The sequence below is a fragment of the Streptomyces sp. NPDC048383 genome, from assembly GCF_040651775.1.
In the GTDB taxonomy this organism is placed as follows: domain Bacteria; phylum Actinomycetota; class Actinomycetes; order Streptomycetales; family Streptomycetaceae; genus Streptomyces.
The window spans coordinates 172,702-199,552 of the sequence record NZ_JBEZKS010000002.1 but is presented as its reverse complement, the minus strand read 5'-3'; the positions used below and the strand labels follow the sequence as shown (position 1 = coordinate 199,552).

The following is a 26,851-nucleotide window of genomic DNA, read 5'->3' as shown; positions in this document are numbered from 1 at the left end:
TGGGCCGCGCCCGCCCTACTCGGCGGGCGTACGGCGGCCTCGGGGGTCCCGGTGCTCCCCGTGACCGGTCAGGCGGTCACCGAGCGGGCTGCGCCGGTAGAGGACGTGCCGCCCGTCGCGGGCCCTGGTGACGAGGCCGGTCGCGTGCAGCACGCGCAGGTGCTGTGACACGGCGCTCGGGGTGACACGGAGACGGCGGGCGATCTCCACGGTCGGCAACGGCTCTTCGAGCAGGACGAGCAGCCGCGCCCGCGGCGCCCCCAACAGGGAGGCGAGGGCGGGCGCGGTGACCACCGGCGCGGATTCCCACAGCGTCGCCACCCCGCGGCTGGGGTAGGCGAGCGTCGGCGCTTCGTCCTGATCGACCGGCGGCGCCGGCTTGTGGGCGAACACGGACGGTACGAGCAACAGCCCCCGGCCCGAGGCCTTGACGTGGTGCCGGCTGACCATCCGGTCCACGTACAGGACGCCCCCCTGCCAGCGCAGATTCGGATGCATGTCGGCGAACAACAACCGGGCCCCACCCAGGGCCAGTTGTCGGGCCCGGTAGGTCATGTCCGCCTCCAGGACCAACCGCATGCGCGGCCACACCGGTTCGACGGCGACCGTGAAGTACCGGAGCAGCAACGCGCAGAGCTCGTCCCGCAGTCGAGCCACCGGGGCGTCGTCGGCGGCGAGGGCGTCGCGCAGTGCTCCGGGCAACGGATCCGGCGCGTGCGCGGCCAGCAGGTCGCGGCGGACCACGGCCGGGGGAGTACGGAGTACGACGGCCAGTTCGTCCGCGAACGACGCGTCGAAGCGGGTGGGCCGCGGCGTGAAAAAATCGGGCAGGGTGCGCCGTACCGGCATCAGCGACATCAACGTCTCGACGTCGGTCGCGTCCAACCCGCCGAGGACGGACCGGCGCCAGGGCAGGTGCAGCGCGGACAGCCCCGGCTCGCGCAGGACCCGAAGGCTCAGCACGGTCTCGTACAGCGGAGAGAGCGCGAACCGGGTGTCCGCGAGATCCTCCACGCCGAGTTCAAAGGTGATCATTAAGCGCCACGCTACATTCATTGGCGCTCGTGCGGGGGTGCCGTGAACTCGTCCCCATGACACCCACACCACCCGCGCGGCGCCCCGCCGGCGCGCTGCGGCCCCACCCCGCCGGCCCCGGGGCGGTGCGCTGACATGGACCGCCGGACGCTCCTGTTGCTCTCCCTCGCCTGCGCCGTCGGCGTCGGCAACGTGTACTTCCCCCAGGCGATCGGCCCCCTCGTCGCCACCGGACTGGGCGCGTCCCCCGATTCCGCGTCCCTGATCGTGACGGCCACCCAGATCGGCTACACCGCCGGCATCTTCCTCCTGGTGCCGCTGGGCGACCGGCTCCCGTACCGGCCCCTGTTGGTCACCCTGTTCGCCCTCACCGGAGCGGGCCTGCTCGCCGCGGGCTGCGCGCCGGCGCTGCCGCCGCTCGTCGCCGCGAGCGCACTCGTCGGCGTCACCACGGTGGCCGCCCAACTCATCGCCCCGCTGGCCGCCGGGCTGGTGGGCGAGGAGCGCCGTGGCGCGGTCATGGGCACGCTGCTCAGCGGCTCGCTGGCCGGGATGCTGCTCGCCCGCACCTTCGGCGGCACGCTCGGCGAACGGCTGGGCTGGCGGGCCCCCTATCTGGTCGCCGCCGCGGTGGTGCTGCTCCTGGCGGTCGTCCTCGCCCGCACCCTGCCGGCCACCGCCCCGCCCCTGCGTCGCCCGTACCCGGCGCTCCTGGCCGAACCCCTCCGACTGCTCCGTACCGAGCCGGAACTGCGCCGCTCCTGCCTCTACCAGGCCACCGTCTTCGCCGGATTCTCGGCCGTCTGGACCTGCGCGGCGCTCCTGCTGACCGGTCCCGCGTACGACCTGGACGTACGGGCCGTGGGACTGCTGGCCCTGGTCAACGCGGTGACGGTCGTCTGCACCCCGTACGCCGGACGGCAGGTCGACCGCAGGGGAGCCGACGCGGTCAACCTCGTCTGCCTGTCGGCGGTCCTCGGTTCGGCCGCGCTCCTGGCGGCGGGTTCGGGCGGCGGACCCGCGGGCCTGACCGCTCTGGTGGCCGGAACCCTGCTGCTCGACGTCGCCATGCAGTCCGGCATGATCGCGAATCAGGCCCGCGTCCTGGCCCTGCGCCCCGACGCCCGCGCCCGCCTCAACACCGCCTACATGACCTGCGCCTACCTGGGCGGCAGTGCGGGCTCCTGGCTCGGCGTACGGGCCTACGGCCTGGCCGGCTGGGGCGGGGTGTGCGCGCTGCTCGCGGCCCTCGCCGGGATCGGGCTCACCCGCCACCTGACGGCGACCCGCCCCGGCAGCCGACCCCGGCCGGACCCGTCGGACGCACGGCCCGGACCCCCCACAACGACGGCGCCCGCCGGCGGTGAGCGCCGGTGAACGCCGTGCGCGGCGTCAGTCGCCGCCGCCACCGCCTCCGCAGCCGCCCCCGCCACCGCAGGACGAGCCGCCACCGCAGCCGCCACCGCCGCCGTCCCCCCATGACCCGGACCGCCGCCTGCGCGACGACCCTCCGCGCCGACGGTTCCCCCGGGTCACCGAGAAGAGGACCACGACGAACCCGAACACGAAGATCATCAAGATCTCCATCACGCCACCCCCCGTACTCATTCCAACCGGATTGTATGAGCGGTATCCCCGCCCCGGCCGAGCGCTACGACGGACTTGAGCAACTCCAGAGCTTCGTCTGCGGAGGCCGCCCGGGCGGCGCCCGCACGGGTGGTGGGGAGGCGCCCGCACGGGTGCCGGGGCGGCGCACAAGGGGGTGCCCGGGCAGGTGCCCACGCAGGTGCCCACGCGGGTCCTGAGTAGGCGTACTCACGACAGCGGGCCGGGCCGCTCCCGATGATGGGCAACGACCCATCCGCACCGCCGCACCAGCGAGGTCCCGTGCTCACCCGTATCGCCGACGCCCTCTTCCCCGCCTTCGGCAGCCTCTCCGTGACGGCCGACCCCGCGGACCCCGCCGACTCGCTGCCGCGGGGCGCCTGCGTGCTCGTCGCGAACCACACCTCCCTCTGCGACCCCGTCGTCGTCGCGGCCGCGCTGCGCAGGCTCGGCACGGAACCCGTGATCATGGCCGCCGCCGGGCTCTGGCGGATCCCCGTCCTCGGTGCGGCCCTGGCCCGCGACGGGCACATCCCCGTCCACCGCGGCACCGCCCGCGCCGCCGAGGCGCTCGACCGGGCGGCGCGGGTCATCGCCGACGGACGTTCCGTCCTGCTGTACGGCGAGGGACGGCTGCCGACCCGCCGTGACCCGGGAGAAGAGGCCCCGGGTCCGTTCCGCAGCGGCGCGGCACGCCTCGCGCTGGCCGCCGGCGTGCCCCTCGTACCGGTGGGTCAGGCGGGCGCCCGACGGCTGTGCTCCGGAGGCACCGTCAAGCAGCTCGCCGGCGCCCTCACGGCGCCCGCCCGCCGCCCCCGTCTCCATGTGCACGTCGGTGCGGCCCTGAACCTGCCCGCTGCGGTTCCCGAGGCGAGCGCCCACGCCCATCGGGCCGTCACGGCGGCCTGGCGGACCGCGGTCGACGCCCTGGCCGCGTCCGGCGTTCGCTGACGTCGGTCCGCGTCGCCCGCCTTCACGGCCGGGCGCCCGCCTCCGGGCCGTCGGCCGGGCGGCGGGCGCGTCGAGTCATGGGGGAGAGGGGGTTAGGGGTGGTGGGGTCGTGCGGACCCTGGTTCAGGTGATGTCGGCGGAGACGGACCGGTCGGTGTGACCCTGGACGGCCGTCCGGAAGGCCTCCATGCAGGGGGTGCAGTAGCGTTCGGCAGCCGCCTCCCCGGCGGTGCTCCGGGCGGTGGCCGAGGGGGGCGCGTGCCGGCCGCAGAGGGTTCCCGAGGGGCCCTCCTTGGCGAGGACGTGCCACAGGAGTTCGCCACGGCCGTCGGGTGAGTCCGCGCGCATTTCGTACATGAGAATGCCCTTCGCGCTGGCTGGGCGGGCGAAAGGTCGCCCGTCGTCCATGAGAGCCCGGTTCGGCCGCAAGGGCCACTCGGCCTCGGCCGCCCGGGGGAAACCGTGGCGCGGGAGGTTTGAATCCCGCTCCGGCCGTACGTGAAACCGGCCGTTCGGGCGGGCCCGGCCGCGCGGGCGAGCGCGGGCGCCCCGGGCGGCGCCCGCGCCGTGGGGGCCGCCGGGGTCGCTCCCGCATTCGGATGAAACGCGCGCGGCGGGGTGGTCGCGGGTCACGGCGCCGGGGGTGGGGGTGGGCGAGGATGAGGGGCGGGCTGCCGAACGGGACCGTTGTCCGGTCCGCCCCGAGGACGGGCAGCGCTCCGTGACGGCAGCCCGCTCGGTCGCGGCCACCCCCCCGTCGTCGCCACCGCACCACCGGTGGCGATGGGCCCGACCTCCAACGTTCCACACCCGCAGCACACATGACGATGCGTCACCCCAATCACCTCGTTCCCCTGCGACGAAAGCTTGACCTCAAGCCCGGTTGAGGTCGCAAGGTTGCCCCAACGGCGGGCGCCGGAAGGTCCGGAGGCCCGAGCGGAGGGGGAACGTCATGCGCGTGACGGAGGTACGGGAGTTCGGTGGCCCGGAGGTACTGGTCGTGGGGGAGGCGCCCGAGCCGGTTGCGGGACCGGGGCAGGTGCTGGTCGCCGTAGCCGCCGTGGACACCATCTTCGTGGAGACGCAGGTGCGCGGCGGCTGGGGCCGGGAGTACTTCCCGCTCACCCTGCCGTACGTCCCGGGCGGCGGTATCACCGGCGTGGTCCGCGCGACCGGGGAGGGCGTTGACCCCGCGTGGACCGGACGCAGGGTGGCGGTGTCCCTCGGGCACACCGGCGGGTACGCGGAGTTCGCCGTGGCGAGCGCCGACGCGCTGGTCTCCGTACCCGACCAGGTCTCCCTCACCGACGCGGCGGCCCTCGTGCACGACGGCGTGACGGCGGCCAAGTTGCTGGAGGTTACCGGGCTCCGGGTTGGCGAACAGGTGCTGGTCATGGGGGCCTCGGGCGGCATGGGCACCGTACTCGTCCAGCTGGCGAAAGCGGCGGGCGCGCGCGTGGTCGGGGTGGCGCGCGGCGACCGGAAGACCGATTTGGTACGGGAGTTGGGGGCGGACGCCGTCATCGACGCCGCCCGACCGGACTGGGTGGAGGCGGCCCGGACCGCTCTCGGCGACGCGGGCGCCGACGTCGTCCTCGACGGGGTGGGCGGTCACGTCGGCGTCGCGGCATTCGCGTTGACGGCGGCCGGCGGCCGGTTCTCCGCCCACGGCGCCCCCACGGGCGGCTTCGCCCCCGTGGACCCGGACGAGGCCGCCGCCCGAGGCGTTCGACTGCTCGGCATCCAGGACGTGCAGATGTCGGCCGAGGAGCACACCGACCTGGTGGCGCGAGCCCTGCGGGCCGCGGCGGACCGGACGCTGCGCCCGGTCATCGGCGCCACCTTCCCCCTGGAGCGCGCGGCGGCGGCGCACGAGGCGATCGAGTCCCGCACACTCCTCGGCAAGGTCGTGATCACCGTGTGACGAGGGCCGGCCAGGTATGGACCTCGGCGCCGCCGGCCCGCGTCGAGGGGTGCTGCCGTGGTGCTGTTGACGTGGATCGCCGAGGTGGCGGACGAACCCCTGGTCCTGGAAAGCGCCGACCGGGGCCGGAAGTCGGCGACGAACACGTGGTGGCCGAGCGCGGACGAGGAGGACAGGGCGTCCCTGTCGGTCGCCGCGGTGGTGTCGGCGTTCGTGCGCGTGCCGCGCCTCACCCCGGGTGCGGGGCCCCGGAAGGCTTCCGGTCCGGTGGTGGTCCGGCGGCGGCGATGCGCTCCAGGTCCGTCATGAGGGAGTCCAACCACGAGGTGGTCGCGTAGTACAGGCGGGGCGCGCCGGGAGGTTCAGCGGCGAAGCCGTCGTAGGTCGGATCGCGCAGCGGGATCGCGGCGTACGGGGTGTCGCCGCCCGGGTCGAGTCGGGCCGACACGAGCAGCATCCGTCCCGCGACCCGGTCGCCGAGCGCGGTGACCGAATGCGCCGGCTCCCGCCCCATGGGCGGGGCGACGATCCGCTCGGGCGGTACGAGCAACCTGTCGGCGCCCCACAGCGTGTGGTGGCCGACCATCAGCGTGGCCTGCCAGTCCCGCCCCGACGCCGTCCGCCCCGCGGGTTCGCTCTGGTACTGCGCGTACGCGGACTCCGCCAGGATCAGCGCGGTGCGCAGCGAACGGTGGCCCGGGGCGCCGGCGACCGGCACCCGTACCCCGCCGGCGGCGATCTGGGTGGTGGTGGCCACGACGATCTCCGCCGCACCCCGCAGCAGCACCGCCACCGACCGTCGCAGTTCGGCCTGTGCGCCGCGCGGCCAGGCCAACAGGCCGAACACGGCGCCGATGGCGCTGCCTGTCAGTACGTCCAACAGCCGGAACTCGGCGAGCTGCCAGGTCGCGGGAGCCAACTGCGCGAACACCAGGGCGACCACCAGGGTGAACATCGCCTGGGCCCAGCCGACGCCCTTGACCGGCCCCAGCGTGAACGCGACCAGCATCAGCGGGGGCAGCGCCGCCGCGTACACGGCGATGTGCGTGCCCACGACGGCCAGCAGCACCGCCGCGACGAGGGCGCCGGCCAGGGTTCCGATGAGGGCCACCCGGACCGTGGAGCGGGTCTCCTCCACCGTCGTACGGGTCAACGTCAAGGTCGCCAGCAGCACCCAGAACCCGTGCGGCAACGTGTCCTCCCCGGCGATCACCCGCGCGGCCGCCAGCGCCAGGCTGAGCCGCACCGCGTTCTGGAATAGCACCGACCGCCGCGCCGCGTGCCCCGACAACCGGAACCACCACAACCGGGGAGCGCGCATCGTGGCGTACCAGAACCGGCCCGGCGCCGCCTGCGCCGCGCCCGCCCGGCCCGCCACCGCGATGCCGGCCGCCGTCGACATCGCCAGCGCGGCGTCGGCGGCCTCCAGGACCGCCGCGTGCCGGCGCAGCAGCGCCGGGGACGGATCCACCGCCGGGCCCCCCGCCAAGGCCGTACGGGCGCGCAGCAGCTCGGTGTGCGCCGCCACGGAGGTCGTCCGGCCGCGGAGCCGGTCGGACGTCTCCGCGGCGGCGTCCCGTACCGCCCGCAGTACTTCCAGGTCGGCCTGTCCCGGCTCCGCGCCGGCGACCGGCGGCAGCAGGGTGAGCCGGTTCAGCAGGGTCCGGGTGGTGAGGCCCGTGTGGGACAGGGCCCGCTCCCGTACGCCCGGCCCGGCCGGCCGCTCGGCCTCCGGCACCTGCGAGGGCCGCAGACGGGTCCCCGCCTCCTCGGCCACGCGCGCCAGCGGCTCGGGCACCGCGTACGGGGCTTCGGCCAGCGCCTGGGCGCAGCCGCGCGCGGTGTCGGCGGCCCGCGCGGCCAGCGCCACGTACGACACCGTCGGGGGATCGGGGAACAGGAACATCTCCGCCAGGAACAGCAGGGCGATGCCGACGGTCGTGCCCAGCAGTCGCTCGTCCAGGGTGTCCGGAGCGTAGGGCGGGAACGACGGCAGGATGTACATCAACTGCAACCCGGGCGCGGCGCCCGCGGGCCGCGGGCCGCCCACGGCGCTGAACGCCAGGGCGAAGCCCACGACCAGCATGCCCAGGACCGCGCTCCAGGTCCGTACGGACAGATAGGTGCCGATGGTGATCAGCACGCAGCAGACGGGCAGGAGCGGGAGCACCACCGCGGCGCGCTGGCGGCCCGTGCCGGGGATGTGCGACAGCCCGGCGAGGGCCACCGCCGCGAACAGCGCGTACGTCGCGCCGGTGGCCGAGCCGAACCCGTAGAGGAGCAGGTAGAAACCGGCACCGGCGGCCACGGTCACCCGGATCGACCGCCGGGCCGCCGCCGCGTAGGCGACGGGCAGTCGGCCCTTGCGGACGCCGCCCGTGTCCTGCGGATCACCACCCATGTCCCCAGGATCACCCCGCACCGGCCGACCGGCACGCGGCGGAGCGGGCGGCCCGCGCGGAGCGGCCGGCCCGCGACAACGCCGGGAAAAGCGGGCGCGCCGTCGTACGGCAGCCCGTCGGGGGTGACGGCGCGCCGTGGTGCGGGAGCCCGCCCCGTGCGCTACAGTGATCTTGTTCCTGCGGCCGCGAACAGCGGCGGCGGGACCTGCGTTGGTGGTCCAAGGAAAGACGCCCCGCTTCCCGCGGGGAAATGTAGGTGCAAGGCCTGCCCAGCGCTCCATGCGGAAAGCCCCGTTCTCCTCACGGAGACCGGGGCTTTCCGCCGTCCCGCCCCGACGCCTACGGCCGGGTGGCGGTGACCAGGTAGTAGTCCAGGACCCGTTCCTCCCAGGCGGCCAGGAAGTTCCTGGGCCAGGTGCCGGGGCCCCACACCCGCGCCAGCCAACGGTCCCAGCCGGGCCAGACGTGCGGGCCGATCGAGCGGCTGCGGACGTCGACGAGCCCCGCGCCGGTCAGGGCGTCGGCGAGTCGGGACACGGGCCGGGCGATGTCCAGGCCGCTGGCGTACGAGTCGAGCAGGCCGGCGAGCCGCTCGGCCTGGGCGGCGGTGCCGTCGACGGTGAAGAAGCCGGCGAGTGCCAGCCGGCCCCCGGGGCGCAGCACGCGGGCCGCTTCCCGGGCGAACGCGTCGAGGTCCGGGAAGTGCTGGACGGCCTCGACGCTGTAGAGGCAGTCGAACTCCCCGGCCCCGAAGGGCAGGTTCTCGGCGGCGCCCAGGGCGAACCGCAGCCGGTCCGGTTCGGCGGCCAGCAGCGGGGCGTTGGCCTCCCGGGCCCGCCGGAGCTGCTGGGGGTGGATGTCGACGCCGGTGATGGCAGCCGGCCGGTACTCCTCCAGGGCCAGCGCGCAGCCGACGCCGAGGCCGCAACCGACCTCCACGACCCGCCCGCCGCCCGGGGCGGCGGCGTCCAGGACGTGTCGGTAGAGGTCCTGCTCGCTGCGGATCCGGTCACCGTCCGACAGGGGCCCGTCGATGTCGACGGCCTTCCAGTAGCCGAAGTTGATGAACCCTCCGGTGAACACGGGCACGGAACTGAGGTCGGCCGGTCCGTACGTCTCCCACACCGCGGGCCGGACGGCCGGATCGGACTGCTGTCGGGACTCGCCTGTCAACGCCCCACCACCTCCGCGGACTCGGGGGCCGGTGCGGTCCCCGTACTGCCCAGTGTGGCCCGCGCGGCCCCGCTCCGACAGACCGCCCCACCGGCGTCGCCAGGACTCCCGCGACCGATCGGGTCGAGGCGGCCGGTGGACTCGTGCGAATCCACCGGCCGGGCATCCGGCCGCTCCGGAATCTCGTGGAATCACCCAGTGGGTCTCCCGCCGCCCGCGCGGATACGTTCGTGCGATGCGTGATCCACGGAGTGGCGGTATGGCGGGTGCGGTGGTGTCCGTACTGGTGGCGGCGGTGCTCTGGGGCACCGTGGGGCCCGCTCAGATCTGGGCGGGCACCGGCGCCCACCCGGTGTCCCTGGGGGCGGCCCGGATGCTGCTCGGTGGGCTCGTGCTCAGCCTGCTTACGGTACGCCCGGCCGGGCTGCGGACCCTGCGCCGGCCCGGCGCGGGCCGGTGGCTCGTGCTGAGCGTGCTGGTGACGGCCGCCTTCCAGGTCTGCTTCCTCCAAGCGGTGGAACGGACCGGCGCCGCCCTCGCGACCGCCGTCGCCTTCGGGACCGTGCCCGTGGTCAGCGGCCTGTGCGCGCGTCTGCTCTCCGCCGAACGGCCGACCATACGGTGGCTGTGGGGGACGGGCTGCGCGGTGCTCGGGATCGGCCTGTTGCTGCTGCCGGGCAGCGGGGCGCGCGCCGACGGGGTGGGCGTGGTCTGCGGCGTCGTGGCCGGAGCGAGCTTCGGCGTGTACATCGCCGCGACGAAGGCACTGGGCTCCCTGGGCGTCGACCTCGGGGCCGCGGCGCCGGTGAGCGTGCTGTGCGCGGGGCTGCTGGTCTCCCCGTACCTGCTGGTGGCCCCGGAGGGCCTGACCGCCCCGCGGGCGGTCGCGCTGATCGGCTGGCTGGGCCTCGGGACGACGGCCCTCGGCTACCTGCTGTTCACCCGCGGTGTGGGGCGCCTCGGCGCGGCCACGACGGGCACGCTGAGCCTGACCGAACCGCTCGTCGCCACCGTGCTCGGCGTGGTGTTCCTCGGCGAACGCCCGGGACCGCCCGCCGCGGCGGGCGGCGCCCTGCTGCTGGCCGGGCTCGTCCTCGTCTCCCTGCCCGAGCGGCGACGGGCGGTCGAACCGGACCCGGCGGACGCCCCGCAAGGAGCGGCCACCGGGTCCGGCGCACCCTAACGGTCCTGGTAGGACGTCATGTTGTCGCGCACCCGGGACGAGAAGAACATCGGTCCGATCGCATCGGCCCAGGCCATGCCCTCCAAGGTCAGCCCGAACGTCCCGTCCGTCTCCCGCACCCACCTCTTCTCCACCAGCGCGCCGAGCTGCGGCGCGAAGTCGTCCTCGAAGCGCGTCGCGAACTGCTGCTCGTAGCCGGCGGCGTGCAGACCGGTCGACTCCAGGAGCTGCTGGAGGACGTACATGCGGCGCCGCTCACCCTCGTCCATCCGAAACGCCCACTGCGCGCGCCGGAACTGCTCGGTCGGGGTGGCGATGTAGTCGTCGATGATGCGCCGCACCTCGGGCACGGCCACCGCGTAGTCGGTGGTGTAGTGCAGATCGGTGGTGAACGAACGGGCGCCGACGCCGAGTCCGACCATGCCGGCCTGCTGGTTGTACTCGCTGATGCTGCTGCCGTCGGCGTCCTCCACGGCCGCCGTCCCGATCCGCCGGAAGACCCGCATCGACGTCTGCTCGTACCCCGCCGACAGCAGGTGGTCGCGGCCGAAGCGGTAGAGCCGCAGCCGCTGGTCGTTCCAGTCCTGCAGGGTCTTGGCGTGCCTGCTGCTGAGCCCGGTCAACGGGCGCACGTACAGCGGGTACAGGTAGATCTCCTCCGGCTCCCACGCGAGCGCGGCTTCCAGGGACACCTTGAAGGTGCGCTCGGTCTGGCCGTCGATGCCGTAGATGAGGTCGATGTTGAGGATCGGGAACCGGGCCTCCTTCAGCAGGGCGAGCGCGCTCTCCACCTCCTCGCGCTTCTGCGGACGGACCGCGGCCCGCGCCTCCTCGTCGATGAAGGACTGCACGCCGATGCTCAGCCGGGTCGCGCCCCGCTCGGACAGGACGGCGATCCGGTCGGCGGTCGCCGTCGCCGGCGAGGTCTCCACCGACCACGAGGCGGCCTTCAAGTCGGCACCCATGACGTTCTCGCTGATGTCGCAGAGCCGCGTCAGCTCCTGCGCCGTCAGGTACGTGGGCGTCCCGCCGCCGAACGCGGCGAGCGTGAACCGGATCGGAGCGCCCTGCGCCTCCAACGCCTCCCGGGTCACCCGGGCCTGGCGCTCCAAGGTGCGCAGGAAGTCGCTCGTGACCTCCTCCGGGGCTCCGGTGCGGGTGAACAGGTTGCAGAACCCGCAGCGCATCTCGCAGAACGGTATGTGCGCGTAGAGCGACAGCGTGTCGAGCCGCTCCTTGCTCCACAGCTCGCTCAGCAACGGACCGTCCTCCAGCAGGCGGTAGGCCTTCTGGTGCGGATAGGCGTACACGTACTGCTCGTAGGGGGTTTCGGGCTCGGTGAGCGGGAGGGAACCCCGGAGGGCCGGCATCGGGAGCGGAACGGTCTTCGACATAGCGGGAACTGACTCGCTTTCGGATCGAACGGGCTCACTGTTCGTGACAGGGCGTCACTTTAGGTCGCCCCCCGCGCCGATCTCTGTAGTGGAATTCCCATGGAATGGCTTTCGCCGTATGGAGGTTCATATGTTCTTTCCGGAAGTAGGTCGCCTTCCTCCGTGAATGTCACCACCTGCGGGGTTCGGGAGGGTGGCGGTGCGCCGCTCGCCGGGATATTCGTGTCCGCCATGACCATCAAGAGACACCACACGATCACCAGGAAGCTCCTCATCGCGGCGGGCGGCGGCGGCGACGCCATCACGGCAGCGATGGTGCACTCCGCCCTGCACGGGGCCGCCGCCCCCGCCCTCGTCCTGACCTACGCCTGGGAGCGCCTCGTCGTCGACCCGGTCCCCGGGCCGCGCCGGACCACGGACTTCACCGGTACGCAGCCGGCCGGGCCCGATCTCGCCCTGGTCACCCCCGCCACCAGGCCCGTCGCTCCCGCCGGTTCGCTCCTGCCGCCGCTGGCCGCCGCGTTGCGCCCCCGGCTCGGGCTGCTGGACCCGTACGCCGGCGCGACCGGCCTCGCCCGGCAGATCGCGGCGGCCGCCCACTGGTGCGGAGCCGACCGGATCGACCTCGTCGACGTCGGCGGCGACATCGTGGCCCACGGCGACGAGCCCACCCTGCGCAGCCCCCTCGGCGACGCCCTCGCCGTCGCCGCGTGCGCGGCCACCGGCATCCCGACCACCGTGTACGTCGCCGGGCCCGGCCTCGACAACGAGGTGCCGCCGGCCGCCCTCATGCCCCGATTGGGCGCGCCCGCCTTCGCCCTCACCGCCGAGCACACCGAGGGCGTGCTCGGGGTGTTCGACTGGCACCCCTCCGAGGCGAGCGCCGTGCTCGTCGCCGCCGCCCGCGGGATACGCGGAGTCTGCGGCACCCGCGACGCCCCCGCGCCCCTCGTCCTGGACGAAGCCTCCCGAGGCGTCCACCGCCTCACCCTGCGGCGCACACTCGAACTCAGCCCACTGGCGCGCGCCTTGGCCGGCTCCACGTCCCTTGACGCCGCCGAGGAGGCCTCCCGTACGGTGTGCGGATTCTCCGAGATCGAACGCGAACGGCAACGCGCGGCCCATCCTGACGGGGTGCGGGCGCCGCAGGCTCCTGCCACGCCCCGGAGCGCCGAGACCGTCCGGGCCGGTTTCGCCGCCTGGGAACGCGCCGCGCTGGCCGAGGGCATCGCGTACGTCACCACCCGCCGGATCGTCGAGGAACTCGAACTCGGTCCCGCCGAAGCCGGGTTGTTGCTCGACGAGCTGCGCACCGGATCCCCCGAACGACGGGCCGCACCCCTGTGGAAACTGGCGGCCGAGCGAGTCCGGGTGCCGGCGCCGGGAGCCGTTCGGCCGCCGGACGCGGCCCGATGACGGCCGTACCCCGCCGACCCCCGCGCCGCCGCGGAGCAACCCGTAGGGTGCACAGGTGAGCATTTACGTGGTTGTCGGATTCGGGGCCGCCGGGGCGGCCACCGCCCGCCTGCTCGTACGACAGGGGCATGCGGTAAGGGTCGTGACCCGATCCGGCCGCGCGCCGGAGCCCGGCATCGAGCACGTCGCCCTGGACGCGGCGGACGCCGCCGGATTGGCCGGGGTGGCGGCGGACGCCGACGCGATCATCCACTGCGCCGCGCCGCCGTACGACCGTTGGGCGAGCGACCTGCCGCCGCTGACCGCTTCGGCGTGCGCGGCCGCGGAGACGACCGGCGCGGTCCTCGTCCTGCTCGGCAACCTCTACGGATACGGGCCGGTGGACGGCCCGATGACCGAGGCGCTGCCGCTGTCGGCGACCGGCCCCAAGGGGCGGGTCCGGGCCGCCGCCTGGGAGCAGGCCCGTACGCTGCACGAGCAGGGCCGGATCCGGGCCGCCGAGGTCCGGGCGTCCGACTTCTTCGGACCCGGCGTGGTCGACGGCGGCCACCTGGCCGCACGCGTCCTACCGCCGCTGCTGCGGGGCCGGCCCGTCTCCACGCTCGGCGACCCGGACGTGCCGCACAGCTGGACCTACCTGCCCGACGTGGCCGGGGCCCTGGCCGAGGCCGCCGGTACGGAGCGGGCCTGGGGACGGGCCTGGCACGTTCCCACCGAACCCGCCCTGTCGGTGCGGCAGATGGTCGACCGGCTGGCCGCCGAAGCGGGCACCGGGCCCATCGCGGTACGCGGACTGCCCTCGGCGGCGCTGGCCGTGGGCGGGCTCTTCTCGCCGCTGCTGCGCGAACTGAAGGAGGTCCGCTACCAGTTCACGCGGCCGTTCGTCATCGACGCGAGCGCCTGGGAGGCCGCCTTCGAGGTCCGGGCCACGCCGTTCGACCAGCAGGCCGAGGCGACGGTCGACTGGTGGCGGGAGAGAATGGCCGACACGGGCCCACGACCCTGACGGCGAGCGGGACCCCGCCTCGCGGGCCGGTCGTACGACCCGGGGGCGTACGGCCCGCCGCCGGGCGGCGGTGAGCGGCCGGGTCAGAACAAGGTGCGTTCGATCCGGCTGAGCATGTCCGTCCTGCGGGACGGCTCGCCCGTCGCGGCCGGGGCGCACTGCGCGGGGGCGCGACCCACGCGCTGGGAGAGGAGGTAGGCGATGACCTCGGCCTCCTGCTCCTGGACGTCGTCGTAGGTCGCGCGCAGGAGCATGTCGCGCACGAGGTCGGGATCGAGGTGGGGGAAGAGGAAGCGGGAGCTCGTCTCGTCCAGCCAACCGGCGCCGCGGTGGCGGCAGATGATGTGACCCAGCTCGTGCAGGACGATGTGCTCCTGGTGCGCGCCGGTCGTGTGGGCGTCGTAGAAGATCAGGTCCTCGTCGCGCGCGGCGACCCACATCCCGCACGGCTGGGACGCGGGCATCGGCATCGGGATCAGTGTGATGGGGCGTTCGCGGAAGCCGCCGACGTAGCGGCAGAGTTCGGCCACGTCGGCCCCCTCGGGCAGGCCGAGCGCGGCGATCCGCCGTGCGCCGTCCTTGCGGAGCTGTTTGAGGCGGCTGCGACGGTCGTGGTCGGCGGGCCGGCCCTTTCCCGGGACCCTCACTCCGGGTCCGCGGGGTCCGCGGGGTCCGAAGGATCGGTGACGGGCGGCAGGCCCTGCATCTGGCGGTACTGATCCATGATGGCCGTGATGGCTTGGAGGTTCTCCTTCTTCATCCCGGCCGCGCGCATCGCCACGGAACGCACGCCGGCCTGGCGCAGCGCCTCGATCGCGGCGACCTCGCTGAGCACGGACTCGGCGACCTCGTCGTCGAAGAAGTAGGCGACGGACACCCCGAAGAACTTCGCGAGGGCGGCCAGCAGATCGGGGGAGGGGTTGGCGCGCTTGCCCGTACGGAGCTGGGACAGGTACACGCCGCCGGCCTTGAGATCGGGGTTGGCCCGCTTCAGCTCGTCGGCGACCTCCGCGTTGGTCCAGTGCCTGCCCTTGGGGCGAACCGTCTTGAAGAGGTTGTCCAGGCGCACCGCCAGCACGGGCCGGTCATCAGTCTCGGGCACGGTGCATCTCCCTTCCCTCCACCTCCTCGGCATTGCTCTCAGCTATCCGTCAGTTTTGCAGATTAGCGGTCAGTTGACAATCTGCCCGCAGTCCGTCACCGTGGACCTCGCCGATAGCTGTCAGCTAACTTTGCCCACGGGGGTGGCCGAGTTGGCGAACAGGGGCGTTCGGCGCGTTCAGGGCCGGCCCTCGGGGGATGGGGGCCGGCCCTGAACCGTTCCGTCCGTGCGCCGGCCCGCTCGGTGACGCACTGGTAGGGGGCTCACCCACCGGGGGCTCACCTGCCGAAGGCGGCCCGCCGAGGCCTCACTTGCCGAGCGCGCGCTTGAGGGCTGCCTTGTCCATCGAGGAGCGGCCCTTGATGTTGCGCTGCTTGGCCTCGTTGTAGAGCTGATCCTTGGTGGGTCCCTGCGCGCCGCTGTGCGAGTGCAGTCCGCCGCGCCGGGACGAAGACATGTCCTGGAGCGAGGACCGGCTGGCGGTCTTGGACTCGCCCGCACGGGCCCGCTCCTTGTTGACGGTGCGCGCGGCGATCTCCTTGGCCCGCCCGGGGCTCTCCCCGCGCTCCTCGGCGCTCTCCTTGATGTGCTCGTACTGCCGTTCACGCTTGGGGCTGGAACCGCGCGGCATGGTGACTCCTCGGTTCGGCTGCGGGTCTCTGCGTGCTGCGCCTACCCGGGGCGTACGGCCGCATTCGCGCGTCGGCGCCGGGCGGGGAGGGCTGGGTCAGGCCCCCTCGTCGTAGGTGCCCGCCTGGACTTCGAGGGCGAGTTGTTGCAGCACCTCGATCGAGGAGACGTCGGTGCGGCCCGCGTCGTGCGCGATGGCGAGGCTGGTGAAGGCGAGGCTGAACCCGGACACCATCGTGTGCAGGGCCGGACCGAGCGCCACCGCGACCACCCGGGCCACCTCCTGGGGGGAGGCGTCGGCGGGTACCTTGATCGACGGGAGCATCTCGTTCAACAGCTGCGTGGCGACCCCGGCGGTCGGCCCGAAGTCGTCCTCGTCCTCCTCGCCGGCCTCGACCGTCCGCCGGATGTCCTGGGCCTCGGTCAGGATGCCGATCACTCGCTTGAGGACTTCAGCGCGTTCCATTCCCGCAGGGTAGCCCCGGGACGGCCGCCGGGGCAGGCCGTGTTCGGATGTTGGCGGGCCCCGCCCCGGCGGTCGGGGACGGCCGTTGTCAGTGCCGTCCCGCATGATCGGCGCGTCGATTCTTCCAAGGGGACGGTGGCGCCATGCCGATCACGAACGAACAGGTCTCGAAGCACGCGTTCCTGCGGCTGCTCTACGCGGACTCGTACTACCCCGATCAGGTCGTCGACAAGGCCAGGGCGATCCTGCTGCGGCTGTGCGAACGGATCGAGGCCGAGCGGCCCGCGGACCTGCCGGCCCTGTACGCGCTCACCCACGCCGCGACGGAGGAGTTCAACCTGCTGGAGGCGGATTTCGACGCCGCCGGGAGCTGCATCGAAACGGTGGCGCGGGAGGAGATCGCCGAGGACTTCTGGCGCGTCGCCGCTGCCTACGGGTTCCAGGACGCGGACATCGAGGAGCTGATCGCCCCCCGCGAATGGTGAGGCCCCCCGTGCCCGCGCCGTCGTGTCCGCCGGCGCCGTCACGTCGGGCGCGGTGTCAGCTGTGGGCCTGGCCGTAGTGGCGGGCGAACTCCTCCCGCTGAGCGGGATCACCGACGTACTTCGCGCGGTCGTACTCCGGCGCGCCCTTGATCTGCTCCTTGGTGCGGTCGACGTGGACCACCCGCTCGGCGGTGTCGATCCGCCGGATCGTGCCCGCCGGCAGCAGGACGTGCCTGCCGAAGATCCAGACCCCGGTGTCCACGACGAGGTAGGAGGCCCCGACGTCCTCGGAGTGCTTGTCGATCTTCCCGATCGTGCCGTCCGTCGCTTCGACCTTGTAGCCGATCAGGTCGAGGCCGGGCTCGTGGCCCGCGTCGCGGTGGTAGCCCCAGATGTCTTCCGCCGTCATGGTTCCCGCCTCACTTCGACCGCGTTCCCGGTCCGTCGTCCTTGCCCTTGCGCGGACCCGCCCAGCGCTTGCGTCCCGAGCCCGCGTCCTGCGTCGGCTCCGGCCGGTCGAGGCGGGCCGCCTCGTCCGTGTCGGCGGCGCGGGTGCGCTCGTCATCGGGACGGCCCGTGCGCGGTGGGCGCGGGGCGTGGTGGCCGTCGTGCGGTGGGACGCCTCCGGCGCCGCCCTGCTCTTCCATGGCTGCCTCCTACGGTGCCGCCCGGGCCGTGCCCCCCGGTGCTCCCGGTCTGCGAGTCCGCCCCAGGGGCGGCTGCCCGCCCGACCCCGGGCGAAACCCCACGGCGACGCGCGGCTGCATCGAGGGCCAGGGCGTTACGGAACGCGACCGGCGGGTAGGGGTGGCGTACGGGGTGCGGCTCGGCCACCCAGGCTGCGACGGGGTCGCACCCCGGCCCCGCCGCGAGACCCGCGTGGCGCCCGCGTACGGGCTACGCGCGCGCCGGGTAGTCCGTGTAGCCGCGGGCGTCGCCGCCGAAGAAGGTGGCCGGGTCCGGCGTGTTGTACGGGCCCTCGGTGCGCAGCCGGTCCGGCAGGTCCGGATTGGCGAGGAAGAGGGCGCCGAAGGCCAGCAGGTCCGCGGTGCCGTCCTCGATCAGGCCGAGCGCGCGGTGGTCGGTGGGTCCCTCGGTGGCCGGGTTCAGGACGAGCGGCCCGCTGAACTGCTTGCGCAGTGCGAGGGTCGCCTCCCGGGCGTCGGGCCCGGACTCCAACACGTGCAGGTAGGCGAGGCCCAGCCCGTCGATCTCCTTGACCAGCGTCTCGTAGACGGGCTGCGGGTCGGGCTCGGAGATGTCGTTGTACGGGTTGCCGGGGGAGACGCGCAGCGCGGTGCGTTCGGCGCCGATCGCCGCGGCGACGGCCTTGACCACCTCGACGGCGAAGCGGATGCGGTTCTCGGTCGGGCCGCCCCACTCGTCCGTCCGCAGGTTCGTGCCCGGCGCCAGGAACTGGTGGATCAGGTAGCCGTTGGCCCCGTGCAGCTCGACGCCGTCGAAACCGGCCTCCACGGCGTTGCGGGCCGCCTCGGCGTAATCGGAGATCGTCGCCCGTACCTCGGCGTCGGTCAGCTCGCGCGGCGTGACGAAGTCCTTGAGGCCCTCACCGGTGAACACCTGGCCCCGGGGCGCGATCGCGGAGGGGGCGACCGGTACCAGGCCGTCGGGCAGCAGGGACGGGTGGCCGATCCGGCCCGAGTGCATCAGCTGGGCGAAGATCCGGCCGCCGGCCGCGTGCACGGAGTCGGTGACCCGGCGCCAGGCGGCGATCTGCTCCGCGTTGTGCAGGCCCGGGGTGAAGGGGTAACCCTGTCCGACGGTGGAGGGCTGGATCCCCTCCGAGATGAGCAGTCCGGCCGAGGCCCGCTGGGTGTAGTACTCGGCGAGGAGGTCGGTCGCGAGGCCGCCCTGCGCCGCGCGGCTGCGGGTCATGGGGGCCAGGGCGATGCGGTTGGGAAGGGTGTCGCCCGCGATGCGTACCGGGTCGAAAGCGCTGGTCATGTTCGCCTCACAGATTATTGGTCGGCCAATGATTGGCTGTGGAAGCAGCGTACCTCATTACTTGGCCGGCCAAGGTAAATCTTTCCGGGCGGGTAAAGTTCATGGCGAAGGCCATGGACCGGACCCGCCGGTCCCCACCGAGGGAGGAGCGCCGCCATGACCGCGGAAGCCGCTCAGGAACCGCGCGCCACCCCCGAGTGTTCGGCGCCCCGCGCCGTGCTGGAGGGGCCGGTGAGCCACGCGATCAGCCGGGTGGCCCGCCTCCACCGGATCGCGGCGGGCCGGGCCCTGCGCGACCTGGGGCTGCACCCGGGGCAGGAGTTCCTGATGATGCACCTGTGGGACAACGGCGCCGTCCGCCAGTCCGAGCTCATCAAGACGGTCGGCCTGGACCCCTCCACCGTGACCAAGATGCTCCAACGCCTGGAACACGCCGGTCACGTGCGCCGCCGCCCCGACCCCTCAGACCGGCGGGCCTCGCTGGTGGAGGCGACGGACAGCAGCTGTGGCCTGCTCGTCGAGGTCCGCCGGGCCTGGGGCGAGCTGGAACGTCAGACGCTGGACGGCCTCGACGGGGCCGAACGCACCGAACTGGCGCGCCTGCTCGGCAAGGTGGAGGCGACCCTGTGGTCGGAGGTGGCCCGCGGCGGGGGCGCCGAATGCGGTGCGGCGGCGGGCGGCGAACCGGGCCTGTGCTGAGGTCCGTCCAGGCCGACGGACTGAGGTCCGTCCAGGCCGACGGGCGGGCAGCGCGCGGCCGTTCGGCCTGCGTTCGCGCCGTGGCCGCAACGCCGCCTCGGGCTCCCTGGGTCCGTCACACGCAGGGGAAGGCCTACCTCGGCCGCTTCTCGGTCGCCGGCGGAACCGCGACCGACGACCGCGAGGACACCGGCGGCATCGACGCCACCACCGCCCACCTCGGGCCGGCCTTCCCGCAGGGCGTCTTCATCCGCCAGGGCGGTTGCCATGGCGCCCCCGGCCAAAGCGGCAACCAGAACTTCAACTTCGTCCCGCTCCAGCGCATCACCGCGCTCTTCGGCTGACGGCCGCCGGCCTTCGCGCCCGGGAGCGCCGGCGCCGGCCGGCGCCGCCGTCACGGGCCGGTACGTCCGGCCTCGTACGCGGCGATCGCCGCCTCCACCCGGTTTCCGGCGCCGAGCTTGCCCGGGGGGCCTCCACCGCGCCCCCGACCAGCGCCGGCCCGGCGGCGATCTCGGTGTGGGAGAGCCCGGGCGCGACCTGGGCAGGACGTCGTGTCCCCGCCCGTGAGCCGTTCCCCCGGCCGCCGGGGCGGCGGCCCGCCCCGCGACCGGCCGCTGCTCCGCGGCCGGCGCCCGGTGCCGCCCGGTGGTTTCCGGAGGTGGGGGCGGGTAGGCGCCCCTGCGGAGACCGCTGACCTCCCCGCTCCGGCTGAGACGCGGGTCCCACAGCACCCGCGACGGCGCCCGGGGCGGTCCTCACCCCGATCGGAGGCCCCGCCATGGCCCGTACGCAGACCTCGCCGGAATCCCGATGTACGGGACGCCGCCCCGGCCGCCGCACCGGATCCGGCGCCGTGCTCGTCCGCGACTCCCGTCACGCCACCCCGTACGGCAGCACGCCCCTGCGCCCACGGCACGCGACCCCGACGGCGTCCTGCGTTCCCTCCGTCGCCCGCACCCGGTGAGGCCGCCATGTCACCGCGCCTGCTCCTCGTCGCCGGAGCCGCCTGTACCGTCCTGCTCGCCCCCGCCGCGGTTCCGGTGGCCGCCGCCGGCGACCCGGCCGAGGCCCGGGCCCGCAGTACCGGGACGGCCGTGATGTCCATCCCCGCCATCGGCCTGGAGGACCTGCCCGTCGTCCCGTACCAGGGCAGCCCCGACGACGCGCCGGGCACTCGCATCCAGGACCGGGGCCTCGCCGCCAGCCCGCACGGCCCCGAGGGCGGGGTCGGCCCCGGCGAGGTCGGCAACTACATCGTCACCGGCCACCGCGTCGCCGCCGGCGGACCGCTGCGGGACCTGCCGGCGCTGCCGGCCGGCTCCTCGGTGTTCATCACCGCCGACGGCGTGACGTACCAGTACACGATCAGCACCACCCGGACCACTTCCTTCCGACAGCCGGATTCCATGGCGGCGCAGCGCGCCGCGGTGCCCGGTTCGCCCGGCGCCGTGCCCGTCCGGGCGATGATCACCGTCACCACCTGCCTCACGCCCGAGGACGACGCGGCGGGCAACTTCTGGCGCGACGCCCAGAACAACCCCGAACACCGGCTCGACAAGATCGGCGTCCTCACCTCAACCAAGTCCTGACCGGCCCCCCCGCGGCCCTTTCGTACCCGACGCGGTGACGTCACGCAGGCGCGCCCGCGCGGCCCCGGGCTCAGCCGTCCCAGGCGGGTAGGTAGGCGCCGAGGAGGGCGAGCACCAGCACCCACGCGGCGAGCGTCACCGCGGCCGCGCCCACGCGGGGCAACAGGTGGTCGTCGTCCTCGGCCGCCGCGGCGGCTCGGCGCGGGGTCGGCACCCGGGCGCCGGACACGGCCACGACGCACGCCGCTCCGGTGGCCGCCTCCGACCGCTCCGGCTCGGCGAAAGCCCCCTCCGCCGGGCGCGAGGCCTCCGCGCAGTCCTGCTCCGGTGCGCCGCACCCGGGTGCGCGGCGGGCGGGCGGGGCCGTCGGGCGGGGCCGGCCGTCGGCGTGCTGGGCGAGGCCCTGGAGGAAGCGCCGGTAGGCCTCGCGGCGCTTGCCCGTCGGGGTGGTGCGTCCCGACTCCCAGGAGCGGACGGTGGCCGGCCGGACGCCGAAGACGAGGGCCACCTGGTGGGGCGTCAGGCCCCACGCCTCCCGCAGCCTGCGGCGTTCGTGGGGCTCGGGGAGGAGGGGGCGGCGGGTCGCGGGGCGGGCGGACGGCCGGGACAGCGTGTGCGAAGTCTTCATACCCGTAGGACAATCCGCCCGGTAGTCCGTGACGAGGACGGGCGCGGATTCACCCGTACGCCGAAACGCCCCTCGTACGAGGCCTGCGGCGCTCCGAGGCACCCGCAAGGTCCGGGCGCAAGGGGGTCGAGCACCTGCCCATTCCCGTGCCGCACGACTCCACGGACGGACCGGCTCCGGGACCTGCGCTCCGACGCCGGACACGGTCGACTGACGGGGTCCCGACGGCGTCCCCCGGCTTAGGCGGAGGGGGGCGTCGCGGGCGGCGGATCGTGCTCGGGCAGCAGCCCCAGGATGTCGAGGAGCGTCTGGAGGTCGGCGCGGTCGGTGGCGTGGGCGGCGACGGCCCTCCGGGCCGCCGCGCGGTCGCCCTTCCCGAACGGGGCGAGCAGGGACGGGTCGTCACAGGCGAAGGGGTCTTTCATGCCGCTGATGCGACCAGGCTCCCGGCCGATCCGCAGCCGGGCTTGCTCCACTTGGCCGCCGGTACCGCGCCGCGCACCCGGGTCGGGTCGTGCCGTCGGCAGGGGCGCCGGCGGTGAAGATCCGATCCAGGTGGTGGTGCAGGACGGCGACGGCCGATTCCGGGCCGCGTTGGCCGAGGAGGACGCTGGTGCCCGTCGTCGCGGTCATGGCGAGCAGGTTGACCGCCTCCGTCCGCGCGTTCGCGTCGGGATCGGCCGGCGCAGCCTGCTCGTGCGCCCGCAGCGTCAGTTGGAGCGGGTGGCGCGGCTGATCCCCGGGGCCAGGGCCGAGATCATCGCCGCGACCGGACACCGGCCCCAGATCGACCACCCCGACGTGGTCAACGCCCGGATGCGGGCCTTCAGGGAGGACGTCGACTCCCTCGACCCGCACCCCGGCGGCGTCGACGGGTGAACCGCGGGACGCGTCGCCCGTCGACGGGCGGGCCCCGGGCGGCCCTCGAAGCACCCTCAGATGATGTGGATGCGCTCCAGGGCCCCTGCCGTGTCCCGGATCATCAGCTCGTTGCCCTTGGCCCGCTCGCCCTCGATGAAACCGAGGAGCAGGACCGCGCGGTTGATGACGTCGGACTTGCTGACGCCGCTCGCCGCCGTGAGCTCCGAGACGATGGTGACCGCGGGCGGGCAGAGGGTCACCGAGTAGCGCTCGCTGTCGGGGTGGGAGGGGAGCTGGTCCATGGGACTGCCTTCCGGTCAGTGGGCTTGTGCACCAAGGATGCACCGCAAGTGCGCGGATTCGCACCGGATTAGGGGCGACCGCGAGGGCGCATCCGTGGCAGAGATGAAGGGCGCATCCGGTGGCAAAGGAAAGAGGACAGATCCTGACCGCTTCCCGGGGCAGTATGGACCTCATGCAGAAGACCTCGGCGCGGTTGCTGGCCCTGCTCTCCCTCCTCCAGGCACGCCGTGACTGGCCGGGGGCCCTCCTGGCGCAACGGCTGGACATCAGCCCGCGCACCGTGCGCCGCGACGTCGACCGGCTGCGCGAACTCGGCTATCCAGTGGTCGCCTTCAAGGGCCCCGACGGCGGCTACCGGCTCGACGCCGGCGCCGAACTGCCGCCGTTGTTGTTCGACGACGAGCAGGCCGTCGCGCTCGCGGTCGCCCTGCAGAGCGCCGCCGGTAGCGGCGCGGGCACCGAGGAGGCCGCGGCACGTGCGCTGACCACCGTCCGGCAGGTCATGCCCGCCCACCTGCGCCACCGCATCGACGCGCTCCGGATCACCGCCATCGAACAGCCGGACACAGCTACCGACGCCGTCGCCGGGGGCGTGCTCGTGACGCTCGGCGCAGCCGTCCACGCCCAGGAGGTCCTGCGCTTCGACTACGCGACCCCGGGCCTGACGGAGGCCGAACCCGGGGACGGACCCGGGGAGGGACCCGGTGGGCGCCGGGCCGCGACCCCACCGCGCCGAGCGGAGCCGCACCACCTCGTGACCCGCGCGGGCCGCTGGTACCTCGTCGCCTGGGACCTCGACCGCGACGACTGGCGCACCTTCCGCGTGGACCGGATCACCCCGCGCATCCCCACGGGGCCCCGCTTCGCCCGACGGGAACTACCCGGCGGCGCCGATGTGGCCGCCTTCGTCGCGGGCCGCTTCCGGGGCACCGACGGCTCGGGGGAGTGGCCCTGCCGGGGCGAGGTGATCCTCGACCTGCCCGCCGGCGTGGTCTCCCGCCACATCCGCGACGGCCTCGTCGAGGCACTCGGCACCGACCGCTGCCGGCTCGCCCTCGGGTCCTGGTCGTGGTCCGGCCTGGCGTCCGTCATCGGCAGGTTCGACGCCGACATCGAAGTGGTCGGCCCGCCGGAACTGCGGGAGGCCTTCGCCCACCTGGCCCGCCGCTACGCCGCCGCCGCGCAACCCGCACCGGCCGCCCACGAGGCACGCGGCGGAGGAAGGGAGTCAGCTCCCTGATCGGCGGGTAGTCGTCCTTCGAACGGACGGAACGGCGGCGGTCAGGGGGTCGCGCACATGTCCCGGAGCAAGGTTCCCGATTACGTGACCGGCCGCCACGGGCCGCACTGGACGCATTCCCTGCGCGCGGCCCAGCGGGCGGGCGCCGTGATCGTCGCCGACGACTCCGGCGAGTCCGTCCGTTACGAGCGCGCGGACGGCGGACCCGGCCGGTTCCGTCCCTGGATCGACGCCCACGGCACCCGCTACGACAGCCACGACGTCCACCCCGAGTGGTGACGCGGTGGTGGCGCCGGGGTGACGCCCTCCGCGCGGCCACCCGCCGTCGGCGATCGAGGTCGAGCCCGGCTCCTCAGCCGCGCGGGCGGCGCCGGCGCAGCGTGGTGTGCGCGAGGCAACCGGCCGCCGCGCCGACCACGTACCAGAACAGGTCGGGGGCGTTGAAGGTGGAACCGAGTACGAGGCGGGCGATGACGCTCCGCCGGGACAACTCCGCCGGCACCGGACCGAGCTGCAGGAACTCGACCGTCCAGCTCGCGGCCAGGGCCACGGCGGCCGCCCGCAGGGGCGTCACCCGCGGGGCGATCAGGACGACCAGCGTCAGCAGGAGCACGGTGTACAGGGCGTCCCCGCCGTACTTCGCGACGTCTCCGCCGGCCACGGCCCTGAGCCCCAGACCCGCACCGACGGTCACCGCCGCGGCCAGGGCCGCCGCCGCACGGGTGCGCGCCGGATCGGCGACGGCGGGGAGGTCCGGGCTCGTGGCGGGGGAGATCACCGGGCCATCCTGCCCGACGCCGCCGCGTTCTCCCCGCCCCGGGCCCGGGCCGCCCCGTCTCAGTGGCGGCCCCGCCAGCGGGCGATGAGCTCGGCGGGAGTCCGCGGCGAGGGGTTGCGTTCGGCGGGCCAGTCCTCCTCCGGCGTGAGCGGAACGTTCGGCATGAGGTAGCGCATGCCGTCCCTCTCCAACACGCACAGGGGTTCGCCGCCCGGGACGTCGGGGCGTTCGAGACGGATCAGGAACGGCTGCGGGCCGGCGCCCGCGATCTCACCCCGCAGCAGGGTGGCCTTCGAGCGGCTCGTCCGCGCCGAACACACGGTCTTCCCGTCGACGAGGACCTCGACGTACCGGTGCCGGAGGTCCCGGACGACGGTGATCGAGTGTCCGTCCTGGTCCAGGTGGAAACGGTGACGGTCCACCACAACGACCTCCCGGGGGATGTGCCTGCCACCAGCCTAGAACGCCCCGCGTCGCCGTACCCGCCGGTCATTCCGCCGGCCTCATGGAGTACGGGTACGCAGGCCCGGCCTCCTGCCGGCGGAGTCGACCGTGGGCCGCGGCCGGCGCCGCCCGGCCGTCGGCGAGGGCCTGTCCGTCCGCCACTGAGCGGGCCGGAACGGCGCCGACGGTCCGGGTGGCCTCCGGATCAGTAGCGCAGGGCCCTGGCGGTCTCGGCCTTCGCCGTGCCCGCCAACTTGTGCGTGCTCTTGGCGACGCCCTGCCCGGTGCCGTTGCCCGCGACATCGGAAACGGTCAGCACGACCGTGTCGAGCTGGTTGCCGCTCTCGTCCTTGTAGTCCACCTGCACCGCGAACGACTTCGTCGAGGCGTCGGTGTTCTTCACCGAGACCGGGACGACGGTGTACCCCTCGCCGTCGGTCGACACGGCGCCCAACGTCACCTCGTCCTTGGCGTCGACACCGTTCTTGATCTCGGCGAACTTGTCCTGGGCCACCGCCGCCGCCGACGACGCCGCGTCCGCGGCGGCGGACGCCGCGGAGGACACCTTGGCCCCGGCCGACTGCACGGCCGACGCCGCCTTCGACGCGGCGTCCGACGCCGAGCCCGACCCGTCGGAACACCCCGCCGTACCGCAGATCGCCATCACGATCACCGCACCCGCCGCCAGACCACGCCTCACCACGACCACCAGCCTCTCCACGACACTCTGTTTGCCGTCCATCCAACGTCGCCCCGCGCCCACACCCGGGCCGACCCGGCAACGCAACCGGGTGAACGCCCGACGCCCGACCGGTCGCCGGCGCCGGTCGCCGTCGTACGGACGGTCTCAGCCGTCGTACGGACGGTCTCAGCCGCCGTACGGGGGCGGGGCGCCGGCGGCGGAACCGGTGGCGGAACCCGTGGCCGGGTCCGCTTCGCGCCACATGGGCCAGAGGGTCGGCCCGTCGCCCGGCAGCCGGATCTCACCCGTGACGCGGAATCCGAGCCCCTCGTAGAAGGGAACGTTGGTCGCCTTGCTCGACTCCAGGTAGGCGGGCTGCCCGAGCCGGTCGCAGGCGGCGAGTTGCTGGCGGACCAGGGCGGAACCGACACCCGCCCCCTGGACCACGGGGTCGCAACCCAACGTCGGCAGGTACCAGTGCGGGACGTCGGGGTGCGCCTCGTGCATCGTGTTCTGGACCTCCGCGGCGCGCCCCAGCCCGCCCGGGCCGAAGACGCGTACGTACGAGGGCATGGCGGCCAGTTCCCGCACCGCGGAGGTCCGCCACCGGCCCGGCGCCGACCACAGCGCGGCCCCCAACAACCGGCCGTCCCCGGTCGCGGCCACCCGCACCCCGCCGGTACGCGGCCGCTGCTGCCGCTGTGCGCACCTGAACCAGCGGGCCATCCGCTGCTCCCGGTCGGCCGGGCCGGGGACCAGCCACGCCATGACGGGGTCGTCGGCGAAGGCGCGGGCGAGCAGCGCGGCGACCGCGCCCGCCTCGGCCCGGCCCGCGCAACGGATCCCGTACCCGGCGGACAATAGCGCTGTACGTGCGTTCATGGGGC

At 74.2% G+C, this 26,851-nt stretch carries 33 protein-coding genes and 1 pseudogene; 14 read left to right on the top strand and 20 right to left on the bottom strand.

Annotation, left to right across the window (positions count from 1 at the left end):
• Nucleotides 1-15: 15 nt before the first annotated feature.
• A complete protein-coding gene (locus AB0D46_RS03825) occupies nt 16-1,035 on the bottom strand; it encodes an ArsR family transcriptional regulator (protein WP_362875651.1) in 1,020 nt (339 codons plus the stop codon).
• Between the two features lie 135 nt (nt 1,036-1,170).
• Here AB0D46_RS03825 and AB0D46_RS03820 point away from each other — a divergent pair, with 135 nt between their 5' ends.
• Nucleotides 1,171-2,412, top strand: coding sequence for an MFS transporter (locus AB0D46_RS03820; RefSeq protein WP_362875650.1), 1,242 nt, complete (start codon nt 1,171-1,173; stop codon nt 2,410-2,412).
• Nucleotides 2,413-2,922: 510 nt separating this feature from the next.
• Nucleotides 2,923-3,591 carry a lysophospholipid acyltransferase family protein gene (locus AB0D46_RS03815; protein ID WP_362875649.1) on the top strand — a complete coding sequence of 223 codons (669 nt, stop codon included), beginning with the start codon at nt 2,923-2,925 and terminating at the stop codon, nt 3,589-3,591.
• Nucleotides 3,592-3,714: 123 nt separating this feature from the next.
• Here AB0D46_RS03815 and AB0D46_RS03810 read toward each other — a convergent pair whose 3' ends face one another.
• Nucleotides 3,715-3,948, bottom strand: a complete 234-nt coding sequence (locus tag AB0D46_RS03810) for a hypothetical protein (RefSeq protein ID WP_362875648.1) — start codon at nt 3,946-3,948, stop codon at nt 3,715-3,717.
• Nucleotides 3,949-4,543: 595 nt separating this feature from the next.
• On the opposite strand from AB0D46_RS03810, the gene AB0D46_RS03805 reads away from it, so the two are divergent.
• Nucleotides 4,544-5,515 (top strand): zinc-binding dehydrogenase, encoded by a 972-nt coding sequence (locus tag AB0D46_RS03805; RefSeq protein WP_362875647.1) that lies wholly within the window; start codon nt 4,544-4,546, stop codon nt 5,513-5,515.
• 229 nt (nt 5,516-5,744) lie between these two features.
• On the opposite strand, the gene AB0D46_RS03800 is transcribed toward AB0D46_RS03805, so the two are convergent.
• On the bottom strand, nt 5,745-7,916 hold the full coding sequence (locus AB0D46_RS03800) for an FUSC family protein (RefSeq protein ID WP_362875646.1): 2,172 nt from the start codon (nt 7,914-7,916) through the stop codon (nt 5,745-5,747).
• Nucleotides 7,917-8,256: 340 nt separating this feature from the next.
• Nucleotides 8,257-9,090 carry a methyltransferase domain-containing protein gene (locus tag AB0D46_RS03795; RefSeq protein WP_362875645.1) on the bottom strand — a complete coding sequence of 278 codons (834 nt, stop codon included), beginning with the start codon at nt 9,088-9,090 and terminating at the stop codon, nt 8,257-8,259.
• 235 nt (nt 9,091-9,325) lie between these two features.
• On the opposite strand from AB0D46_RS03795, the gene AB0D46_RS03790 reads away from it, so the two are divergent.
• On the top strand, nt 9,326-10,273 hold the full coding sequence (locus AB0D46_RS03790; RefSeq protein WP_362875644.1) for a DMT family transporter: 948 nt from the start codon (nt 9,326-9,328) through the stop codon (nt 10,271-10,273).
• Here the strand turns inward: AB0D46_RS03790 and AB0D46_RS03785 are convergent.
• Nucleotides 10,270-11,667, bottom strand: coding sequence for an STM4012 family radical SAM protein (locus AB0D46_RS03785; protein WP_362875643.1), 1,398 nt, complete (start codon nt 11,665-11,667; stop codon nt 10,270-10,272). The two genes, AB0D46_RS03790 and AB0D46_RS03785, sit on opposite strands and share 4 nt — an antisense overlap.
• A gap of 231 nt (nt 11,668-11,898) precedes the next feature.
• On the opposite strand from AB0D46_RS03785, the gene AB0D46_RS03780 reads away from it, so the two are divergent.
• Nucleotides 11,899-13,083, top strand: a complete 1,185-nt coding sequence (locus AB0D46_RS03780; RefSeq protein ID WP_362875642.1) for a DUF1152 domain-containing protein — start codon at nt 11,899-11,901, stop codon at nt 13,081-13,083.
• A gap of 55 nt (nt 13,084-13,138) precedes the next feature.
• Nucleotides 13,139-14,089 (top strand): NAD-dependent epimerase/dehydratase family protein, encoded by a 951-nt coding sequence (locus tag AB0D46_RS03775; protein WP_362875641.1) that lies wholly within the window; start codon nt 13,139-13,141, stop codon nt 14,087-14,089.
• Between the two features lie 83 nt (nt 14,090-14,172).
• Here the strand turns inward: AB0D46_RS03775 and AB0D46_RS03770 are convergent, their stop codons facing one another.
• The 4 genes from AB0D46_RS03770 to AB0D46_RS03755 form a co-directional block, all read right to left on the bottom strand.
• On the bottom strand, nt 14,173-14,736 hold the full coding sequence (locus tag AB0D46_RS03770) for a toxin (RefSeq protein ID WP_362875640.1): 564 nt from the start codon (nt 14,734-14,736) through the stop codon (nt 14,173-14,175).
• Nucleotides 14,733-15,191: a helix-turn-helix domain-containing protein gene (locus AB0D46_RS03765; protein WP_362875639.1), complete on the bottom strand. Its 459-nt coding sequence runs from the start codon at nt 15,189-15,191 to the stop codon at nt 14,733-14,735. Before AB0D46_RS03765 ends, AB0D46_RS03770 begins: the two co-directional genes overlap by 4 nt.
• Before the next feature lie 307 nt (nt 15,192-15,498).
• The gene (locus AB0D46_RS03760) at nt 15,499-15,822 is read right to left on the bottom strand and encodes a plasmid stabilization protein (RefSeq protein WP_362875638.1); all 324 of its coding nucleotides are present in this window, start codon (nt 15,820-15,822) and stop codon (nt 15,499-15,501) included.
• A 96-nt stretch (nt 15,823-15,918) separates the two neighbouring features.
• Complete coding sequence (locus AB0D46_RS03755; RefSeq protein WP_362875637.1) at nt 15,919-16,287, bottom strand: hypothetical protein; 369 nt, start codon at nt 16,285-16,287, stop codon at nt 15,919-15,921.
• A gap of 143 nt (nt 16,288-16,430) precedes the next feature.
• Here AB0D46_RS03755 and AB0D46_RS03750 point away from each other — a divergent pair, with 143 nt between their 5' ends.
• The gene (locus tag AB0D46_RS03750) at nt 16,431-16,772 is read left to right on the top strand and encodes a DUF5713 family protein (RefSeq protein ID WP_362875636.1); all 342 of its coding nucleotides are present in this window, start codon (nt 16,431-16,433) and stop codon (nt 16,770-16,772) included.
• A 55-nt stretch (nt 16,773-16,827) separates the two neighbouring features.
• Here the strand turns inward: AB0D46_RS03750 and AB0D46_RS03745 are convergent, their stop codons facing one another.
• The 3 genes from AB0D46_RS03745 to AB0D46_RS03735 all read right to left on the bottom strand — a co-directional run bounded on the left by AB0D46_RS03745 (nt 16,828) and on the right by AB0D46_RS03735 (nt 18,737).
• Nucleotides 16,828-17,181 carry a PRC-barrel domain-containing protein gene (locus tag AB0D46_RS03745; RefSeq protein WP_362875635.1) on the bottom strand — a complete coding sequence of 118 codons (354 nt, stop codon included), beginning with the start codon at nt 17,179-17,181 and terminating at the stop codon, nt 16,828-16,830.
• Between the two features lie 10 nt (nt 17,182-17,191).
• Nucleotides 17,192-17,419 (bottom strand): hypothetical protein, encoded by a 228-nt coding sequence (locus AB0D46_RS03740; protein WP_362875634.1) that lies wholly within the window; start codon nt 17,417-17,419, stop codon nt 17,192-17,194.
• A 250-nt stretch (nt 17,420-17,669) separates the two neighbouring features.
• Nucleotides 17,670-18,737: an alkene reductase gene (locus AB0D46_RS03735; protein ID WP_362875633.1), complete on the bottom strand. Its 1,068-nt coding sequence runs from the start codon at nt 18,735-18,737 to the stop codon at nt 17,670-17,672.
• Nucleotides 18,738-18,893: 156 nt separating this feature from the next.
• Between AB0D46_RS03735 and AB0D46_RS03730 the strand changes: the two genes are divergently transcribed.
• The 4 genes from AB0D46_RS03730 to AB0D46_RS03715 all read left to right on the top strand — a co-directional run bounded on the left by AB0D46_RS03730 (nt 18,894) and on the right by AB0D46_RS03715 (nt 21,028).
• The gene (locus AB0D46_RS03730; protein WP_362875632.1) at nt 18,894-19,436 is read left to right on the top strand and encodes a MarR family winged helix-turn-helix transcriptional regulator; all 543 of its coding nucleotides are present in this window, start codon (nt 18,894-18,896) and stop codon (nt 19,434-19,436) included.
• 80 nt (nt 19,437-19,516) lie between these two features.
• On the top strand, nt 19,517-19,780 hold the full coding sequence (locus AB0D46_RS03725) for a phytase (protein WP_362875631.1): 264 nt from the start codon (nt 19,517-19,519) through the stop codon (nt 19,778-19,780).
• A 437-nt stretch (nt 19,781-20,217) separates the two neighbouring features.
• Nucleotides 20,218-20,403, top strand: a complete 186-nt coding sequence (locus tag AB0D46_RS03720) for a hypothetical protein (RefSeq protein WP_362875630.1) — start codon at nt 20,218-20,220, stop codon at nt 20,401-20,403.
• Between the two features lie 7 nt (nt 20,404-20,410).
• Nucleotides 20,411-21,028 (top strand): sortase, encoded by a 618-nt coding sequence (locus tag AB0D46_RS03715; RefSeq protein WP_362875629.1) that lies wholly within the window; start codon nt 20,411-20,413, stop codon nt 21,026-21,028.
• Between the two features lie 70 nt (nt 21,029-21,098).
• On the opposite strand, the gene AB0D46_RS03710 is transcribed toward AB0D46_RS03715, so the two are convergent.
• From AB0D46_RS03710 to AB0D46_RS03700, 3 genes and pseudogenes are all read right to left on the bottom strand, one after another.
• Entirely contained in the window at nt 21,099-21,656 is a 558-nt protein-coding gene (locus tag AB0D46_RS03710; protein ID WP_362875628.1) for a helix-turn-helix domain-containing protein, read from the bottom strand.
• A gap of 239 nt (nt 21,657-21,895) precedes the next feature.
• Nucleotides 21,896-22,081, bottom strand: a complete 186-nt coding sequence (locus AB0D46_RS03705) for a hypothetical protein (RefSeq protein ID WP_362875627.1) — start codon at nt 22,079-22,081, stop codon at nt 21,896-21,898.
• A 115-nt stretch (nt 22,082-22,196) separates the two neighbouring features.
• Nucleotides 22,197-22,322 (bottom strand): annotated as a pseudogene (locus AB0D46_RS03700) (TetR/AcrR family transcriptional regulator); the annotation flags it as partial.
• 30 nt (nt 22,323-22,352) lie between these two features.
• Here AB0D46_RS03700 and AB0D46_RS03695 point away from each other — a divergent pair.
• Nucleotides 22,353-22,535, top strand: coding sequence for an alpha/beta hydrolase (locus AB0D46_RS03695; protein WP_362875675.1), 183 nt, complete (start codon nt 22,353-22,355; stop codon nt 22,533-22,535).
• Between the two features lie 56 nt (nt 22,536-22,591).
• On the opposite strand, the gene AB0D46_RS03690 is transcribed toward AB0D46_RS03695, so the two are convergent.
• Nucleotides 22,592-22,819 carry a hypothetical protein gene (locus AB0D46_RS03690; RefSeq protein WP_362875626.1) on the bottom strand — a complete coding sequence of 76 codons (228 nt, stop codon included), beginning with the start codon at nt 22,817-22,819 and terminating at the stop codon, nt 22,592-22,594.
• 173 nt (nt 22,820-22,992) lie between these two features.
• Between AB0D46_RS03690 and AB0D46_RS03685 the strand changes: the two genes are divergently transcribed.
• Both AB0D46_RS03685 and AB0D46_RS03680 read left to right on the top strand, forming a co-directional pair.
• The gene (locus tag AB0D46_RS03685; RefSeq protein WP_362875625.1) at nt 22,993-24,060 is read left to right on the top strand and encodes a WYL domain-containing protein; all 1,068 of its coding nucleotides are present in this window, start codon (nt 22,993-22,995) and stop codon (nt 24,058-24,060) included.
• A 57-nt stretch (nt 24,061-24,117) separates the two neighbouring features.
• Entirely contained in the window at nt 24,118-24,339 is a 222-nt protein-coding gene (locus AB0D46_RS03680; protein ID WP_362875624.1) for a hypothetical protein, read from the top strand.
• 73 nt (nt 24,340-24,412) lie between these two features.
• On the opposite strand, the gene AB0D46_RS03675 is transcribed toward AB0D46_RS03680, so the two are convergent.
• The 4 genes from AB0D46_RS03675 to AB0D46_RS03660 form a co-directional block, all read right to left on the bottom strand.
• Entirely contained in the window at nt 24,413-24,835 is a 423-nt protein-coding gene (locus AB0D46_RS03675; RefSeq protein ID WP_362875674.1) for a DUF2809 domain-containing protein, read from the bottom strand.
• Nucleotides 24,836-24,897: 62 nt separating this feature from the next.
• Nucleotides 24,898-25,260 carry a hypothetical protein gene (locus tag AB0D46_RS03670; RefSeq protein ID WP_362875623.1) on the bottom strand — a complete coding sequence of 121 codons (363 nt, stop codon included), beginning with the start codon at nt 25,258-25,260 and terminating at the stop codon, nt 24,898-24,900.
• Between the two features lie 227 nt (nt 25,261-25,487).
• Complete coding sequence (locus tag AB0D46_RS03665) at nt 25,488-26,024, bottom strand: hypothetical protein (protein ID WP_362875622.1); 537 nt, start codon at nt 26,022-26,024, stop codon at nt 25,488-25,490.
• 126 nt (nt 26,025-26,150) lie between these two features.
• Complete coding sequence (locus AB0D46_RS03660) at nt 26,151-26,846, bottom strand: GNAT family N-acetyltransferase (protein ID WP_362875621.1); 696 nt, start codon at nt 26,844-26,846, stop codon at nt 26,151-26,153.
• Nucleotides 26,847-26,851 lie beyond the last annotated feature (5 nt).